Source organism: Pseudomonas sp., from assembly GCF_049300855.1.
Taxonomy (GTDB): Bacteria; Pseudomonadota; Gammaproteobacteria; order Pseudomonadales; family Pseudomonadaceae; genus Aquipseudomonas.
In genome coordinates this window covers 545,213-560,908 of the sequence record NZ_JBAQKH010000029.1, presented here as the reverse complement: position 1 = coordinate 560,908, position 15,696 = coordinate 545,213, and the positions used below count along the sequence as shown (strand labels likewise).

General features: G+C 61.2%; 13 protein-coding genes. 1 reads left to right on the top strand and 12 read right to left on the bottom strand.

Features of this window, described 5'->3' with window-relative positions; all coding sequences use genetic code 11:
• Positions 1 to 292: 292 nt before the first annotated feature.
• From WA225_RS17495 to arnB, 9 genes are read right to left on the bottom strand one after another with little or no spacing between them, the layout of a single operon-like run.
• Positions 293 to 1,888 (bottom strand): ArnT family glycosyltransferase, encoded by a 1,596-nt coding sequence (locus tag WA225_RS17495; RefSeq protein WP_422608897.1) that lies wholly within the window; start codon positions 1,886 to 1,888, stop codon positions 293 to 295.
• A complete protein-coding gene (locus WA225_RS17490; RefSeq protein WP_422608896.1) occupies positions 1,885 to 3,264 on the bottom strand; it encodes a UDP-glucose dehydrogenase family protein in 1,380 nt (459 codons plus the stop codon). The genes WA225_RS17495 and WA225_RS17490 overlap by 4 nt, the downstream gene beginning before the upstream one ends.
• Entirely contained in the window at positions 3,261 to 3,665 is a 405-nt protein-coding gene (arnF, locus tag WA225_RS17485; RefSeq protein WP_422608895.1) for a 4-amino-4-deoxy-L-arabinose-phosphoundecaprenol flippase subunit ArnF, read from the bottom strand. The genes WA225_RS17490 and arnF overlap by 4 nt, the downstream gene beginning before the upstream one ends.
• Positions 3,662 to 4,006: a 4-amino-4-deoxy-L-arabinose-phosphoundecaprenol flippase subunit ArnE gene (gene arnE, locus WA225_RS17480; RefSeq protein ID WP_422608894.1), complete on the bottom strand. Its 345-nt coding sequence runs from the start codon at positions 4,004 to 4,006 to the stop codon at positions 3,662 to 3,664. Before arnE ends, arnF begins: the two co-directional genes overlap by 4 nt.
• On the bottom strand, positions 4,003 to 5,655 hold the full coding sequence (gene arnT / locus WA225_RS17475) for a lipid IV(A) 4-amino-4-deoxy-L-arabinosyltransferase (RefSeq protein WP_422608893.1): 1,653 nt from the start codon (positions 5,653 to 5,655) through the stop codon (positions 4,003 to 4,005). Before arnT ends, arnE begins: the two co-directional genes overlap by 4 nt.
• Entirely contained in the window at positions 5,652 to 6,536 is an 885-nt protein-coding gene (gene arnD, locus WA225_RS17470) for a 4-deoxy-4-formamido-L-arabinose-phosphoundecaprenol deformylase (protein WP_422608892.1), read from the bottom strand. The genes arnT and arnD overlap by 4 nt, the downstream gene beginning before the upstream one ends.
• A complete protein-coding gene (gene arnA, locus WA225_RS17465; RefSeq protein WP_422608891.1) occupies positions 6,536 to 8,527 on the bottom strand; it encodes a bifunctional UDP-4-amino-4-deoxy-L-arabinose formyltransferase/UDP-glucuronic acid oxidase ArnA in 1,992 nt (663 codons plus the stop codon). Before arnA ends, arnD begins: the two co-directional genes overlap by 1 nt.
• The gene (gene arnC / locus WA225_RS17460; RefSeq protein ID WP_422608890.1) at positions 8,524 to 9,549 is read right to left on the bottom strand and encodes an undecaprenyl-phosphate 4-deoxy-4-formamido-L-arabinose transferase; all 1,026 of its coding nucleotides are present in this window, start codon (positions 9,547 to 9,549) and stop codon (positions 8,524 to 8,526) included. The genes arnA and arnC overlap by 4 nt, the downstream gene beginning before the upstream one ends.
• Positions 9,546 to 10,694, bottom strand: coding sequence for a UDP-4-amino-4-deoxy-L-arabinose aminotransferase (arnB, locus tag WA225_RS17455; RefSeq protein ID WP_422608889.1), 1,149 nt, complete (start codon positions 10,692 to 10,694; stop codon positions 9,546 to 9,548). Before arnB ends, arnC begins: the two co-directional genes overlap by 4 nt.
• Before the next feature lie 433 nt (positions 10,695 to 11,127).
• On the opposite strand from arnB, the gene WA225_RS17450 reads away from it, so the two are divergent.
• Positions 11,128 to 12,018, top strand: coding sequence for a site-specific integrase (locus WA225_RS17450; RefSeq protein WP_422608939.1), 891 nt, complete (start codon positions 11,128 to 11,130; stop codon positions 12,016 to 12,018).
• Here WA225_RS17450 and WA225_RS17445 read toward each other — a convergent pair whose 3' ends face one another.
• From WA225_RS17445 to WA225_RS17435, 3 genes are read right to left on the bottom strand one after another with little or no spacing between them, the layout of a single operon-like run.
• A complete protein-coding gene (locus WA225_RS17445) occupies positions 12,019 to 13,077 on the bottom strand; it encodes an ABC transporter ATP-binding protein (protein ID WP_422608888.1) in 1,059 nt (352 codons plus the stop codon).
• Positions 13,074 to 14,672, bottom strand: a complete 1,599-nt coding sequence (locus WA225_RS17440; protein WP_422608887.1) for an ABC transporter permease — start codon at positions 14,670 to 14,672, stop codon at positions 13,074 to 13,076. The genes WA225_RS17445 and WA225_RS17440 overlap by 4 nt, the downstream gene beginning before the upstream one ends.
• Entirely contained in the window at positions 14,673 to 15,686 is a 1,014-nt protein-coding gene (locus WA225_RS17435) for an iron ABC transporter substrate-binding protein (protein ID WP_422608886.1), read from the bottom strand.
• Positions 15,687 to 15,696 lie beyond the last annotated feature (10 nt).

The window sequence follows — 15,696 nt, the reverse complement described above, 5'->3', positions numbered from 1 at the left end:
GGCGTACGTCATCCTCACCGGGCGGCCATCACCGGTCAAGCTGCCACAACACTATCCCACAGGGATTTGTGTTGTTTTCAGGAAAGGGGCAGGCGCATGGCGCAGCCCCGCTCAGGGGGAAATCCCAAGGCGATTTCGGCTTGAACATTCGTCAACTCGACAAACCCCGACCGCTGATAAAACGGCGCATTCCACGGCAGATCGCGGGCAGGGCAACCGCGTCAGCAAGGCTGGCGCGGCGTACGTCGAAGGTCATGTTGAGGCGAATCCTGTCGGTCAAAAGGTCGACAGATTAAGGTTTCAGCCACAGCAATACATAGTCGTTTTTGTCGAAACGCCCACTCAACACCGGTTGCGCGTTTTCCAGCGGCGTGCCCTTGAGGGATGGCAGATCACTGTGGTCCATCATCAGCCACGCCGGACCTTTGAGCGCTTCCAGTTGCTGGATCGAGTCGCTGAACTGCGGTTGCAGATCCTGCGGGAGATTGACCATGAACTTGATCGCCTTCGCGTCCTTGCCCATGCCGTGCAGCACCAGTGGCGCTGGGTTTTGTTGAACCTGGGCGAACACCGCGCGGCTGAACGTTTGCGTGTCGTAGAGACGCCGCTCCACCGGTTCGAACACCGCCGCATACACCGTCCACAGGGCCAACACCGCACACAGCGCGAGCACTTCCGCGCGCCAACGCCGGATCAACAAGCGTGACAGCCCGAGCAGTTGCAGCACGCCCAGCACGATCAAGACAACCGACACGTCACTCAACTGCTCGGGAAAGCGCCGCCGCGCGATCAGCAACACGACCATCAACAACCCCGGTGTGACCAGCCACAAGCCCAGCAGCAACCCGCGCAACCAACGAAACACCCAGCCATGCGCAACCTGAAACGGATACGCCGCAATGATCGCCGCCATCGGCAGCATCGGCAGCAGATACCGGGCCTTCTTCGCCTGCGGAATCGACAGCCCGACCATCACAATCAACCCCGCCGCCGCGCCATACTGCACCAGGCGCAACGCCGGGCCACGCTGCTGCGGTTTGCTCAGCCACGCCGCCGCCAACACCAGCAATGCCAACGGATACGCGAGCGCATAGTTACCGAACGAACTGCTGAAGTAATACAGCGAACCACTGACGCCTTCGCTGCCGTCCATGCGTCCCATGAACTGCATGCGGATCACGTCCTGCATGAATGCCGGACCGCCGCTGACCTGCGCCAGCCACAACAACAGCCCGACGCACGCGGCCAGCAACGCCGATGCCAGCCCACCGAATACCAGTAACCGCGACCACTCACGGTTGAGCAGGTAATAGCTGCACAGCATGCCGGTCGGCACCACCAGACCAATCGGCCCGCGAACACCGAAACCGAGCAACAGCAGACCGAAGATCAACGGCCAACGACGGCCGCCGCCAAAATGATCATGGGCATAGCCCAGATAGAACACTGCAAACGCCACCGCCGCTAGCATCAAGTCCTGCGACACCGCGCGCACTTCGGTGACAAAACCGCTGGTCAGCATCAGCAACGCAATACTGATCAACGCCCAGCGCCGCGAGTACGGTGCCAGCAATCGATACATCAGCGTCACGATCAGCGCGCCGGCAATCGCGCTCGGTGCCCACGCGGTCAACGCATTAACCGCGCCGAACGGCAACGCCAGCAGCCAGATGAATAGCGTCGACACGGCTGAATAGTCGGCGTAAGGCTGACCATAAGTGGTCGGAAACACCGTCGGCCCATGGCGCAGCATTTCCTGCGCGAACAGCACAAACCGCGAGTCGAAGCCGATAGGGGCCTGCCCGTAGACCCCGGCGATGAACAATAAAAACGCCAGCAGCCCTGCGATCAGGGACTGCCGGCGAATGTCAGGCGACAGCGTTATCAAGCGACGTCGGACGCGTGCGGCCACTGTTGCAGCGGAATCGGCAAGGTGCGCGATTCGCCACGGCCCATCGGGAAGTAATGGAAGCCGTTGCGCGCCAGGCGTTCGGCGTCATACAGGTTGCGACCGTCGAAGATCACCGGGGTGTTGAGACGCTGTTTGATCAGGTCGAAATCCGGTGCCTTGAACTGCTGCCACTCGGTGCAGATGATCAATGCGTCGGCGCCGGGCAGTACCGACTCCGGGGTGCCCATCAGCATCAGTTTCGATTCGTCCGGGTAAAGGTTCTGGGTTTCCTGCATGGCTTCCGGGTCGAAGGCGCGCACGCTGGCACCGGCCGCCCAGAGCTCTTCCAGCAAAACCCGGCTCGGCGCATCGCGCATGTCATCGGTGTTGGGTTTGAACGCCAGCCCCCACAGGGCGAAAGTCTTGCCGCGCAGATCACCTTTGTAGAACGCGTTGATGCGTTCGAACAACTTGTGTTTCTGCCGCTGGTTGATCGCCTCGACCGCTTGCAGCAAGTCGCTGGAGCAGTGCGCTTCTTCGGCACTGTGGATCAACGCGCGCATGTCTTTGGGGAAGCACGAACCGCCATAACCGCAGCCCGGGTAGATGAAGTGGTAACCGATGCGTGTGTCGGCACCGATGCCCTGACGCACCGATTCGATGTCGGCACCCAGGTGTTCGGCGAGTTCGGCGATCTGGTTGATGAAACTGATCTTGGTCGCCAGCATGCAGTTGGCGGCGTATTTGGTCAGCTCGGCGCTGCGCAGGTCCATGAACATGATGCGGTCGTGGTTGCGGTTGAACGGCGAGTACAAGTCACGCATCACGTCGCGCACTTCATCGCCTTCGCAGCCAATGACGATGCGATCCGGACGGCGGCAGTCGGCAACGGCCGAGCCTTCCTTGAGAAATTCCGGGTTGGAGACGATATCGAACTGCAGCAGGCGGCCGACCTTGATCAAGGCTTTTTCGATGTGCGTGCGCAGGGTGTCGCCAGTGCCCACCGGCACCGTGGATTTTTCCACCAGAATCAGTGGCTGCTCACGATGACGGGCAATCGCGTCGCCGACCGACAGCACGTAACGCAGATCCGCCGAACCGTCCTCACGCGACGGCGTACCCACGGCGATGAACGCGACCCGACCGTGCTGCACGGCGAGTTTTTCATCGGTGGTGAATTGCAGGCGTTTGGAGTCGAGACCTTCGCGCACGAGGCTGGCCAGCCCCGGTTCGAAAATGCTGACGTGACCCTGGCGCAACAGGTCGACCTTCTTTCGGTCAACGTCCATGCACACGACATCATGGCCGACCTCGGCCAACACAGCCGCTTGCACCAGACCGACGTAACCGCTGCCAAATACTGTGATTTTCATGGAGCACTCCTGAATTCGGGCGCACGAGCCGGACGAGTGTTGATGGTGATGACCCCGAGCATGACCAGTGCCACGCCGAGTGATTTAGTGAAACTGAAGGATTCGTTGAACAGCGGCAGACTGGCCGCCAGCAGGTACACCAGCGCATAGCTGATGCTTAGCAGCGAGTAAGCGCGGCCCAGCGGCAGATCGCGCAGGGCGGCGAGCCAGCAGAGCATCGACAGGGCGTAGGCAAAAATCGCCGCGATGACCACGGCCAGCGCGCGCCAATCGAGGCTGTCGATGTGCAGCCATTGTTCCGGCACGGGCAGGCGCGTCATGCTCCAGCGCATACCCAATTGCGCAGCGCTGACCAAAAAAACGCTGCCCAACGCGAAGCTGATTCCACGGCGCCGGTTCATGACTGTTGCCCCAGCAACACCACGCCGCCGATCACCAATGCCACGCCGAGCCAATGCTGGCGGTCGATGGGTTCACGGAAGACGAAGCGGGCGATCAGGGTGATCAGCACGAAATTGAGGCTGAGCATCGGGTAGGCGATGCCGACTTCCAGACGCTGCAACACCAGCAGCCAGACCAACAGGCCGCAGCCGAGGGCGAGCAGGGCCAGCCACAACCACGGCGAACGCAGTTTGTCGGCCCAGCCCGACTCGGCGCCGCGCCAGCTCTCCACAGCGTATTTCTGCGCGACCTGGCCCAGACAGGTCAGCAGGCACGCGGCCAACAGCAGCACCAGGCTCATGACGCCTCCTTGGGCAGAATCATGATCACCAGGTTGCCCTGTTCGTAACGGATGCCGTCCTTTGGCAGTCGGTCGATTTCGTCCAGTTCGTCCTGCCCCTTGACGCGCATCACCACGCCGACCGAACCGCTACGGCGCGCTTCGCGCATCCACTGTTGCACTTGATCGGGATCGACCCGCTGTTGAATGCCGTCAGGATAGGCAAGGCCATATTTCAATTCGCCTATCGTGTTGTACAACGCGACTTGCGGGCGCTTCAGGCGCCAGGCCAGTGCCGAAGCGGCACCGAGGTCGTTGCTCAACAAGTGTTCGGTTTGCGCCAGTTCGGTGACGTGGTGCCTGATGAACTGGTCCGGCGTCTTGTTGGCCACCACCGATTTGGGCAGTGCCGCCGGCAACACGGCGATCAGCACCAGGCTGCCGAGCGCCGGCGCCGCCCAGCATTGCAGCGGCAGGAAGGCTTGCAGCAGGTTGGCGATGATCCAGCCGATCAACGCGATGAACACCAGCACCATGCTGTGCAGTTCATGGTCGTAGACCGGTTTGGTCAGTTGCAGATACACCAGGGCGATCAGCGTAACCACGCCCAGCGTCAGATTGAGCAGGCCATTGATGCTCAGCGCGCGACCTTGCTCCAGGCGCAAACGGTCGGCCAGTGCACTGCCCAGCAACAACGCCAGCGGCAGCAGGCACGGCAGGATGTACGTCGGCAACTTGCCGTTGCTCAGGCTGAAGAACAGCAGCGGCATCAATAGCCACAGCAGTACAAACACGACTTTTGGCTGCGCGCGGGTTTGCCAGGCCTGTTGCAGCGATGTCGGCAGCAGGCCGGCCCACGGCAAGCTGAACGCCACCAGCAATGGCAGATAGAACCACCACGGCGCATCGTGTTGCGCATCATCACCGGCAAAACGGCGAATGTGCTCGTGCCAGAAGAAAAACCGCCAGTAGTCCGGCTCCTGCGCATGCACGGCCAGCGCCCACGGCAAGCTGATGATGATTGCCACGGCAATTGCCACCGGACCAAACATCAGCAGTTCACGCCAGCGTTTCTGCCAGAGCATCCACGGCAGGGCGATCAACACCGGCAGCAGCCAGGCGAGAAATCCCTTGGTCATGAAGCCCATGCCGCAGGCCAGCCCCATGACCGCCCAGGCTGCCATGCGCTTGCCGCCGGTTTGACTGTCGAGGGCGAACCACAGCGCCACCAGACTCAGATTGACCCAGAAGGTGAATTGCGGATCGAGGTTGGCGTAACCGGCCTGACCGGCAACCACGGTAAAACTCATGTAGAGCAGGGCGCAGACGAAGCTTTTGCGCGGCTCGTTCCACAAGCGTCGCGCGACCAGATAGCACAGCAACACGCTCAAGCCAGTGCTCAGCGCAGATGCAAAGCGCACACCGAACAGGTTCTGCCCGAACAACTCCTGCCCCAGTGCGATCATCCAGTAACCGGCAATCGGTTTCTCGAAATAGCGCAGGCTCATGAAGTGCGGCGACACCCAGTTGCCACTCAGCAGCATGTCCTGACTGATCTGCGCGTAACGTGTCTCGTCGGGAATCCACAAGCCGTGCGTGCCCAGCGGCAGCAGATAGGCCAGCAAGCAAATGACCAGCAACAGCAGTGGCAGCGTCCAGCGTTTAGTCATGCGCCTTGCACTCCCAGCCAGCCTTCACGGCCGTCGAGGGCGCCGCGTTGCACGCGACCCACGGGCAAAGTGTTGAAGAACTCGGGCAGCAAATCGCCTAGCGGTTTGAAATCGATACCTCGCTGGCGCGCACCGGCCAGCAATTGACGAAAATCCTCAGCCATCAGAATCCCTTCTACTTCGGCATGAATGGTGTAGACGTTGAGCTGTTGCGGGCGGAAGTGATCGAGAATGAAACCGTTGAAATCCCGCGCCGCGACGATCGGTCCGACGACTTCGTCGAAGGTCGGCAGGTCCACCGGAATCTGCGGTGTGCCCGGCGTGCCATCAGCCAGCAGCGGACGGAACAGGCGTTGCCCTCGGCAATCGCTGTTGTAGCGAAAGCCGAAGGCTTGCTTGGCCTCGATCACACGTTCGTCGGCACGCCAACCGGCGGCGGCCGAGCACTCGACTTTCGCGCCGAGAATGTCGCTCAAGGTGTCGACGCCCTGGCGGATTTGCTCGATCAGTTGCGCGTTGCTCCAGCGCCCGGCATTGGCTTGCCAGCCGTGGTGATCCCATGCGTGCAAACCGACTTCATGACCGGCATCGCGGGCCTGACGCATCAGGTGCCCGAGGTCACGGCCAATCGGTTTGCCCGGCCACGCGGTGCCGGCCAGCAGAATGTCCCAGCCGTACAGACCGGCGGCGTTGGAGCGGAGCATCTTCCAGAGGAACTGCGGGCGGATCAGGCGCCACAGATGCCGGCCCATGTTGTCGGGGCCGACACTGAAGAAAAACGTTGCCTTGATCTGCGCCTCGTCGAGCATTTCGAGCAGCCGCGGCACACCTTCACGGGTGCCGCGGTAGGTGTCGACGTCGATGCGTAGACCGGCCTGCATCAACGCTTGTCCGCGATTTCGAGCATGGCTTCACGCAGGAAGAAGTCGAGCGTGTTGCCAATGGTCTCGCGCATTTCCACGGTTGGCGTCCAGTCGAGCAGGCGCTTGGCGTTGGCAATGCTTGGTTTGCGGTGCTCGACGTCCTGATAACCGGCACCGTAGAACGCCTTGCTCTCGACGTCGCGGAAACCGGCGAACGGCGGGAAGTTGTCACGCAGCGGATGCGCTTCGAACTGACGCAGCAGCTCTTCACCCAACTGGCGGATGCTGGCCTCGTTGTCCGGGTTGCCGATGTTGATGATCTGGCCGTTGCAGACGTCGTTATCGTTATCGATGATCCGCGCCAGTGCCTCGACGCCGTCAGCGATGTCGGTGAAGCAGCGTTTCTGCTCGCCACCGTCGAACAGACGGATTGGCGTGCCTTCGACCAGATTGAGGATCAACTGGGTGATGGCGCGGGAGCTGCCGATGCGGGCCGAATCCAGTCGATCAAGACGCGGGCCCATCCAGTTGAACGGACGGAACAGGGTGAAATTCAAACCCTTGGCGCCGTACGCCCAGATCACCCGATCCAGCAGTTGCTTGGAGACGGAGTAGATCCAGCGCTGTTTGTTGATCGGGCCGACCACCAGGTTGGAGGTGTCCTCGTCGAAGTGCTTGTCCTGGCACATGCCATAGACTTCCGAGGTCGACGGGAAGATCACGCGCTTGTTGTACTTGACGCAGTAACGCACCAGTTTCAGGTTTTCTTCGAAGTCGAGTTCGAACACGCGCAGCGGGTTGCGGGTGTATTCGATCGGGGTGGCGATGGCCACCAGCGGCAGGACCACGTCGCACTTCTTGATGTGGTACTCGATCCACTCGGAGTGAATGCTGATGTCGCCTTCCACGTAGTGGAAATTCGGGTGACTGCGCAGACGGTCGATGGCGTCGGAACCGATGTCCAGGCCATAGACTTCGTAGCGGTCATCGCGCAGCAGGCGCTCGGACAAGTGGTTGCCGATGAAGCCGTTGACGCCAAGGATCAGCACGCGAGTGCGACGTGGCGCACGCCCGGATTCAGCGCCGCGCAGCAGCGAGCCGTCGACCAGGCCGAGTTCACTGGCCAGTTGCGGGCCGCTGAGGAACAGACCGTTGTCGTTGCGTTGACCGGAGAGGATCACCAGCGAGTCTTCGCCGCAGGCAATGCGCAATGGATCGACGCTGATCACCCGGCCCGGCGCCTGGCCGTCGTTGCCTTTGACGACTTCGGCGCTCCAGACGATCAGTTTGTGCTCACCGACAGCGCAGAAGGCGCCCGGATACGGCTGGGTCACGGCGCGAACCAAGTTGAACAACTGCTCGGCCGGTTTCGCCCAGACCAACTTACCGTCCGCTGCGGTACGACGACCAAACACCGTGGCTTTCGATTCGTCCTGCGCGGTTTCGCTGATTTTGCCTTGCAGCATCGCCGGCAGGGTGTCACGCAACAGATCAGCGGCGGCGGTGCGCAGCTTGCCGTGCAGGCTCAGCGCGGTATCGCTGCGCTCGATGGCCACGCGTTGCTGGGCGACGATGGCGCCGGCATCGGCACGCTTGACCATGCGGTGCAGGGTCACGCCGGTTTCGGTTTCGCCGTTGACCAGCACCCAGTTCGCCGGGGCGCGGCCACGGTAGCTTGGCAGCAACGAGCCGTGCAGGTTGAACGCGCCTTTTTTAGCCAGGGCCAGCAGTGGCTCGCTCAGCAGGTTGCGGTAGTAGAAGGAGAAAATATAGTCAGGATCGAGCTTGGCAATCCGCTCGATCCACAACGGGTGGTTGACGTCTTCCGGCGCATGCACCGGGATGCCTTTGGTGGCGCACAGTTGCGCAACCGAGCCGTAAAAAGCGTTTTCTTTCGGGTCATCCGCGTGAGTGAACACCGCTGCAATGTCATAGCCGCTGTCGAGCAGGCCTTGAATGCCGGCACAGCCAATATCGTGGTAAGCGAAGACAACAGTTTTTGCACTCATGAGTGAACCTGACCGGTAGTAGAAGTAGAGGAAGAAAGACCATCAACAGTGACCGCAGGCGCCGGTTCGGCGGCGTGGCTGCGCAAGACTTTTTCAATGAAAAAACGCGGGCGGGCTCGCACGTCGCTGTACATGCGCCCCAAGTATTCGCCGAGCAGGCCCATGCCGATGAACTGGCCACCGGTGAACACGAACAGCACGGCGAACAGCACGAACATGCCGTCACCGGCCCAGCCGGAACCGAACGCCAGGCGCATGACGATCAGCGCAAAAGCAAACAGCAACCCCAGACCGGCCATGGTGAAACCGACGATGCTCAGCAGGCGCAGCGGCGTGGTGGTCATGCAGGTGATCAAATCGAACATCAGGTTGATCAGGCGCATCGGGCTGTACTTCGAATCGCCGTGTTCGCGCTCGGCATGGGCGACGACGATTTCCGTGGTGTGGCGGGCGAAGCTGTTGGCCAGAATCGGGATGAAGGTGCTGCGTTCGCGGCAGGCCAGCATGGCGTCGATGATCGTGCGGCGGTAAGCGCGGAGCATGCAGCCGTAGTCGCTCATGGCGACGCCGGTGGAGCGCTGCACGGCGAGGTTGATCAGCTTCGACGGATAGCGGCGCAGGGCCGAATCCTGACGGTTGCCGCGCACCGTGCCGACGACGTCGTAACCTTTTTCGGCTTCGGCGACCAGGCGCGGGATTTCTTCCGGCGGGTTCTGCAGATCGGCGTCGAGGGTGATGACGACATCACCTTTGCATTGTTCGAAACCGGCCATGATTGCCGCGTGCTGGCCGTAGTTGCGGTTGAGAATGACCGCCACGAACGGGCTGTCTTCACGGCTCGCGGCTTCTTCCAGCATATTCGCGGATTCGTCACGGCTGCCGTCGTCGACGAGGACGATTTCATAGTCGTGACGCAGCATGCGGCAGGCCGCTTCGGTGCGGCGCAGCAGTTCCGGCAGGCTGTCCTGTTCGTTGTAGACCGGGATGACGATCGACACACAGCGGATCGGATAAGGTTTCACGGGCGTTTGTCCATAAGAGTGGCGATGGCGCCGACCACACGATCAAGGTCTTGATCGCTCATGTCGGGGAACAACGGAATCGAGCACAGCCGCGCCGAGTTCCATTCGGTGTTGGGCAGATACAGGTCGGGGTCACGCTGGCGATACCAGGTGTGCAGGTGGGTGGCGATGAAATGGATACCGGTGCCGATGCCCTGGTCCTGCAAGCCTTTCATGAAGGCTTCGCGGTCCATGCCGCAGCGCTCGCTGTCGATGCGCAGGATGAACAGGTGCCAGGCGTGGGTTTGTGCGTACGCGGGCACGGCCAGCGGTTGCACCGGCAGGCCTTCGAGTTTTTGCCGGTAGGCGGCGGCCAATTCGCTGCGGCGCGCGTTGATCGCGTCCAGACGCTCAAGCTGTACCAGGGCAATCGCGGCGTTGATGTCGGCGAGGTTGTATTTGAACCCTGGCTCCATCACTTGCGCCTGCGGTTTGCGGCCACCGGTGAGGCGATCGTAGGCGTCAACGCCGAGACCGTGGAATTTGAGCATGCGCACGCGGCTGGCCAGTGCTTCGTTGTCGGTGACGAACATCGCGCCTTCGGCACAGGTCATGTTCTTGATCGCGTGGAAGGAGAAAATCGCCGTGCCCTGTGAGCCGACGTGACGGCCCTTGTAGCGGGTGCCAGCGGCGTGGGCCGCGTCTTCGATCACAGCGATGCCGTGCTTGTCGGCCAGCGCGTACAGCGGATCGAGATCAAACGCGGCGCCGGCGTAATGCACCGGGATGATCGCTTTGGTGCGCGGAGTAATTGCCGCTTCGATGCGCGCGGCGTCAGTCATCAGGGTGTCGCGGTCGACGTCGACGAACACCGGTGTGGCGCCGAGCAGCGAGATCATGTTGGCGGTCGAGACCCAGGTCTGCGACGGGGTGATGACTTCGTCGCCCGGGCCAATGCCCAGGGCCAGCAAGGTGATGTGCATGCCGCCGGTGGCCGAGGAAAGTGCCACCGCATGTTGGCAGCCAACGTATTGCGCGAATTGCTCTTCGAGTGCCTGGTTTTTCGGCCCGGTGGTTATCCAGCCGGAACGCAAGACTTGTTCTACGGCTGCAATTTCTTCATCGCCGATACTCGGACGAGAAAAGGGGAGAAACGCCTGACTCATGAACACCTCATCACAAACAATCAGAAGAAAACCAACTCATCAAACAGGATCCAATCTCAGCGTAGACGCAAAAAACTCCTTTGCATCAATAAGTTGCTGAAACGACTTACCGTCGGGGTTCGGTTGACTTTTGTGGTTTCGCGCGGCAGTTTGGACGTCGCCGACACGGGATCTGTTGGAATTAAGGTTATGCCCGTTTTTGTGAAAGGAACATGAAAAACCGGTCGGCGAATCGTTTATCTGAAACCCATACAGCCACTGTTCAGACTTCTGCCGTTTATCGTCGTTTTTAGTAGAAAAGTCTTTCGAAAGTGTCCCCTTTATACTGGGAATGTTGCAGTTATTAGTTGCTGTGTTGAATTGTTTTTACTCAAGGCCTTTACGTTTGACTGACTTGTCCGTTGTACCGCTGCAAACCCGCCAAACCAATCCGATGACCCTGTATCTGGCGCGCCTGGCACCCTCCAGCCAGTTGACCATGCGCTACGTTTTGCAGGACGCGGCCGACCGTCTCGGCTTTGAAGACATGAATGTCGAGGATATTCCCTGGCACGCGTTACAACCTGAAGATGTTGTCGCCCTGGTCGCGGCTTTACGCGAAGACAACTACGCGCCGAACACTTCTTCGCTGTATGTAAATGCCGTGCGCGGGGTGATGAATGAAGCCTGGCGGATGAGTTTGATCAGCCAGGATCATCTATTGAAGATGCGTTCGGTCAAAGGCATTGCCGGCACGCGGTTGTCGCAGGGGCGCAACTTGAAGCGCACCTTGATTCACGAATTGATGGAAGTCTGCGCCGCCGATCCACGCCCGCAAGGCCTGCGCGACGCAGCGGTGATTGCGTTGTTGTACGGCACGGGCATGCGTAAATCGGAGTCGGTGGATCTGGACTTGAAGCAGGTCGACTTCACTGAGCGCAGCCTGACGGTTAACGGCAAGGGCAACAAACAACTGATCAAGTACGCACCCGCGTGGGCATTCGCCAAACTCGATGCGTGGCTGGAACTGCGTCGTTCGCAACTCAAGGAAGGCGAGAGCGATGATGCGTTTCTGTTCAACCGCATCCGTCGCGGCAGCCACATCACCCGCGAGCGCATCACCAAACATGCGATTTACTACATCGCCCGTCAGCGTGGCACGCAGGTCGGGGTGAAGATCATGCCCCACGATTTCCGCCGCTCGTTTATCACGCGGGTCATCGAAGAACATGATCTGTCGATCGCGCAGAAACTCGCGCATCACAGCAACATCCAGACCACCGCCAACTACGATGTGCGTGATGACAACGAGCGGCGGCGGGCGGTGGATCGCTTCGATCTGTGATCAGGAGGCGGCAAACAGGTGGGCCGCGCCGAGCACCGATAACTGCACGTCGCTGCCAGCGGGCGGCGCATGCATGCCGGAGCTGCGCACCAGCAGCGACCGCCCGGGATTCTGATTGAGCACTGAGCGCAACTCGACGGTGAGGGTGCAGGTATTGCCGGCGAAATCGCGTTCGGTGACCACGGCACGACAGCCTTGGGTGCCGAGCACGGCGCCGGATAACTGCAACTGTTCGGGCCTGAGCATGATCTGCGCATCGCCAATGAAACCGTTGCTGTTGACCGGCACCTGACCGAGATCGCAGTGGGCCAGACCCGATTCGATGCGCGCCGGCATTACCACGGCTTCGCCGAGAAAGTGCGCGGTTTGCTCGTCGTGCGGGTATCGGTAAAGATCCATCGGATGCCCCGATTGCACCAGCCGCCCGCCGCGCATCACCGCCAACTGATCGGCGAATGACAGCGCTTCGCCCTGATCGTGGGTCACCAGAATCGTCGTGACGCCAGCGTCCTCCAACAAGCGCGCGACCATTTTGCGCATGGCGCTGCGCAGGCCGGTGTCGAGGGCGGAAAACGGTTCATCCAGCAACATCAGGCGCGGCTGTTGCGCGAGTGCCCGCGCGAGGGAGACCCGTTGCTGCTGGCCGCCGGACAGTTCATGCGGCCAACGGTTGGCCATGTTGGCGTCGAGCGAGACGCTGTCCATCAGTTGCTCAATGCGCTCGGTGCGCGCTGCACCGGTCAACGCCAGGCCAAAACCGATGTTGGCCGCGACCGTCATGTGCGGGAACAGCGCGCCATCCTGCGGCACGTAGCCGATCTGCCGTTGGTACGCGGGCACGGCGTGACTGCTGTCGACCAGCACCTGACCGTTGAGGGTCAGGCTGCCGGCATCGGGGAATTCAAAACCGGCGATCATCCGCAACAGCGTGGTTTTACCCGAGCCGGACGGTCCGACAATCACCGTGCGGCTGCCGGTCGGCACCGACAGGCAGATGTCATCCAGCGCTTTCTGCGCGCCAAAGGATTTATTCAGGGAAATCAGTTCGAGTGCATTCATCGGCCAGCGGTGCGCCTGGATTGGTGATAGAGGATGGCCGTCAGTGGCAGCGAAAGCAGCACCATCAGCAGGGCGTAAGGCGCGGCGGCGGCGTAATCGATTTCGCTGGTCATGGCCCAGAAACCGGTGGCCAACGTACGTGTGCCGTTGGGGGCGAGCAGCAAGGTCGCGGTCAATTCATTGGTGATCGCCAGAAACACCAATGCCGCACCGGCAGCAGCGCCCGGCGCGGCAAGGCGCAGGGTGATCAGCCACAAGGCGCGTAACGGCGAGCGGCCGAGACTTTGCGCGATGTTTTCCAGCTCGACCGGCGCCTGAGCGAAACCGGCACGCAGGCTGACCAAGGCACGCGGCAGGAACATCAGCAAGTAGGCGAGCAACACGGTGATGGTGGTCTGATAAATCGGCCGGGCGAAATGGATGGTCACGGTGACCAGGGCCAGCGCCACGACAATCCCCGGCAGCGAACTGGTGATGTAATTGCAGCCTTCGAGCAAGCGCTGCAATTTGCCCGGCGCGCGGATCGACAGCCAGGCAATCGGAATCGCCGCCAGACTGGTCAGCAGTGCACCGGCGACGCCGAACGACAGGGTTTGCAACAGAGCCGGCAGCAGTTCATCACCGCCCCACACGTCCCAGCCACCGGCAATCAACCAGCGCCCCAACGTCAACAACGGTACGCCGAGCGCGAGCAGACAGGTCAGCACTTGCAGGCTCAAGCCAAGGAACACGCTGGCGCGATTCAAGCGCACCGTGCGTTGTTCGCGCGCGCTGCCGGAACCGACGCGGGCATAGCGCGCCTTGCCCCGGGCGGCGGATTCGACGGTGAGCATCGCCAGACAACACAACGCCAGAACGCCCGCCAGCATGTTCGCCGCCGGGCCGTTAAAGGTTGATTTGAACTGGTCGAAAATCGCCGTGGTGAAAGTGTCAAAGCGAATCATCGCGTAGAGGCCGTATTCGGCCAGCAGGTGCAAGCCGACCAGCAGCGCACCGCCGCAAATGGCCAGACGCAGTTGCGGCAGCACCACCCGCAAGAACACCGCCCAAGGTTTCAAGCCAAGGGATTCGGCAACGTCTTCAATGGCCGGATCGAGTCGACGCAACGTCGCCGCCACCGGCAGGTACAGAAACGGAAAATAAGCGATCACCGATACCAGCACGCCGGCCGGCAATCCGTGAATCGAAGGAATCAGACTGACCCACGCATAGCTGTGAACGAACGCGGGCACTGCCAGCGGCGCCACGGCCAGCAATGACCACAGGCGTCGACCGGGCAGGTTGCTGCGCTCGGTCAGCCAGGCCAGTGCGGTGCCAAGCACAATGCACAGCGGCAAGGTGATCAACACCAGCAGCACGGTGTTGATCAGCAGTTCCGCGACCCGTGGGCGGAACACCAGCGCTTCGATAGTTGCCCAACCGGTGGCCCACGACACGCCAAGGACAAATGCGATCGGTAGCAACGACAACAATGAAACGCCGATCGCCAATGCGACCACCCACGAGCCCCCGCGACCGTTGAGGGCGCGGGGTTTGAGCCTGAGGCTGGCGGAGGAGGCCGCAGCGACCTGCGCTGGAAGGGTTTCGGGGAGCACTTAGAGGATTCCGGCCTGAGTCATCAGCTCAACGGCTTTTTTGCTGTCGAGTTTCGACGCATCGACTTTTGGCGCATCGAGATCCTTCAGCGGCGTCAGTGTCGGGTTGGACGGCGCGTCTTTGCCGACCGCGTACTCAAACGAAGTGCCGCTGTGCAGAATCTCCTGGCCTTCTTTGCCGGTGATGTATTTGACGAACTTCTGCGCCTCTTCCTGATGTTTGCTGGAGGCCAGCACGCCGGCGCCGGAGGTACTGACAAACGCGCCCGGGTCCTGATGCTTGAAGTAGTAGAGCTTGGTGTTCTTGCTGTTTTCGCCGGTCTTGGACTGATCGACGAAGCTGTAATAGTGGTAGATCACGCCGCTGTCGATCTGCCCGGCATTGACCGCTTTGAGCACCGCGCTGTTGCCGCGATACACGGTGGCGTTGGTTTTCATGCCTTTGAGCCAGTCGAGGGTGGCCGCTTCGCCTTTCTGCTCCAACACGGCAGCGACGATGGCCTGGAAGTCCGCGCCGGCCGGCGAGGCAGCCCAACGGCCTTTCCACTCTGGTTTGGCCAGGTCCAGCAAGGACTTCGGCAGGTCTTTTTCAGCCAGTTTCGCCGGGTTGTAGACGAACACCGTTGAGCGCGCGGCGATGCCGATCCACTGGCCGTGAGCCGGGCGGTACGCCGCATCGACTTGTTCCAGCGTGGCTGGCGCGATCGGGGCGAACAGCTTGGCGTTGTCGACCAGCACCATCGCCGGGGAGTTTTCGGTGAGGAACACGTCTGCCGGCGAGGCCGCGCCTTCCTGCACGATCTGGTTGCCCATTTCGGTGTCATCGCCATTGCGAATGGTCACCGGAATCCCGGTTTCTTCGGTGAAACCGGCCACCCAGGCTTTGGTCAGGCTTTCATGCTGGGCGTTGTAGACCAGCAGGCCAACGCTGTCAGCAGCAAACGCCTGACCGGCACTGAACAGGGCGGTGGCCAGCAATGCGCGTTTCAAAAAGGACGGGACCTTTGGATTCATAACGGTAACG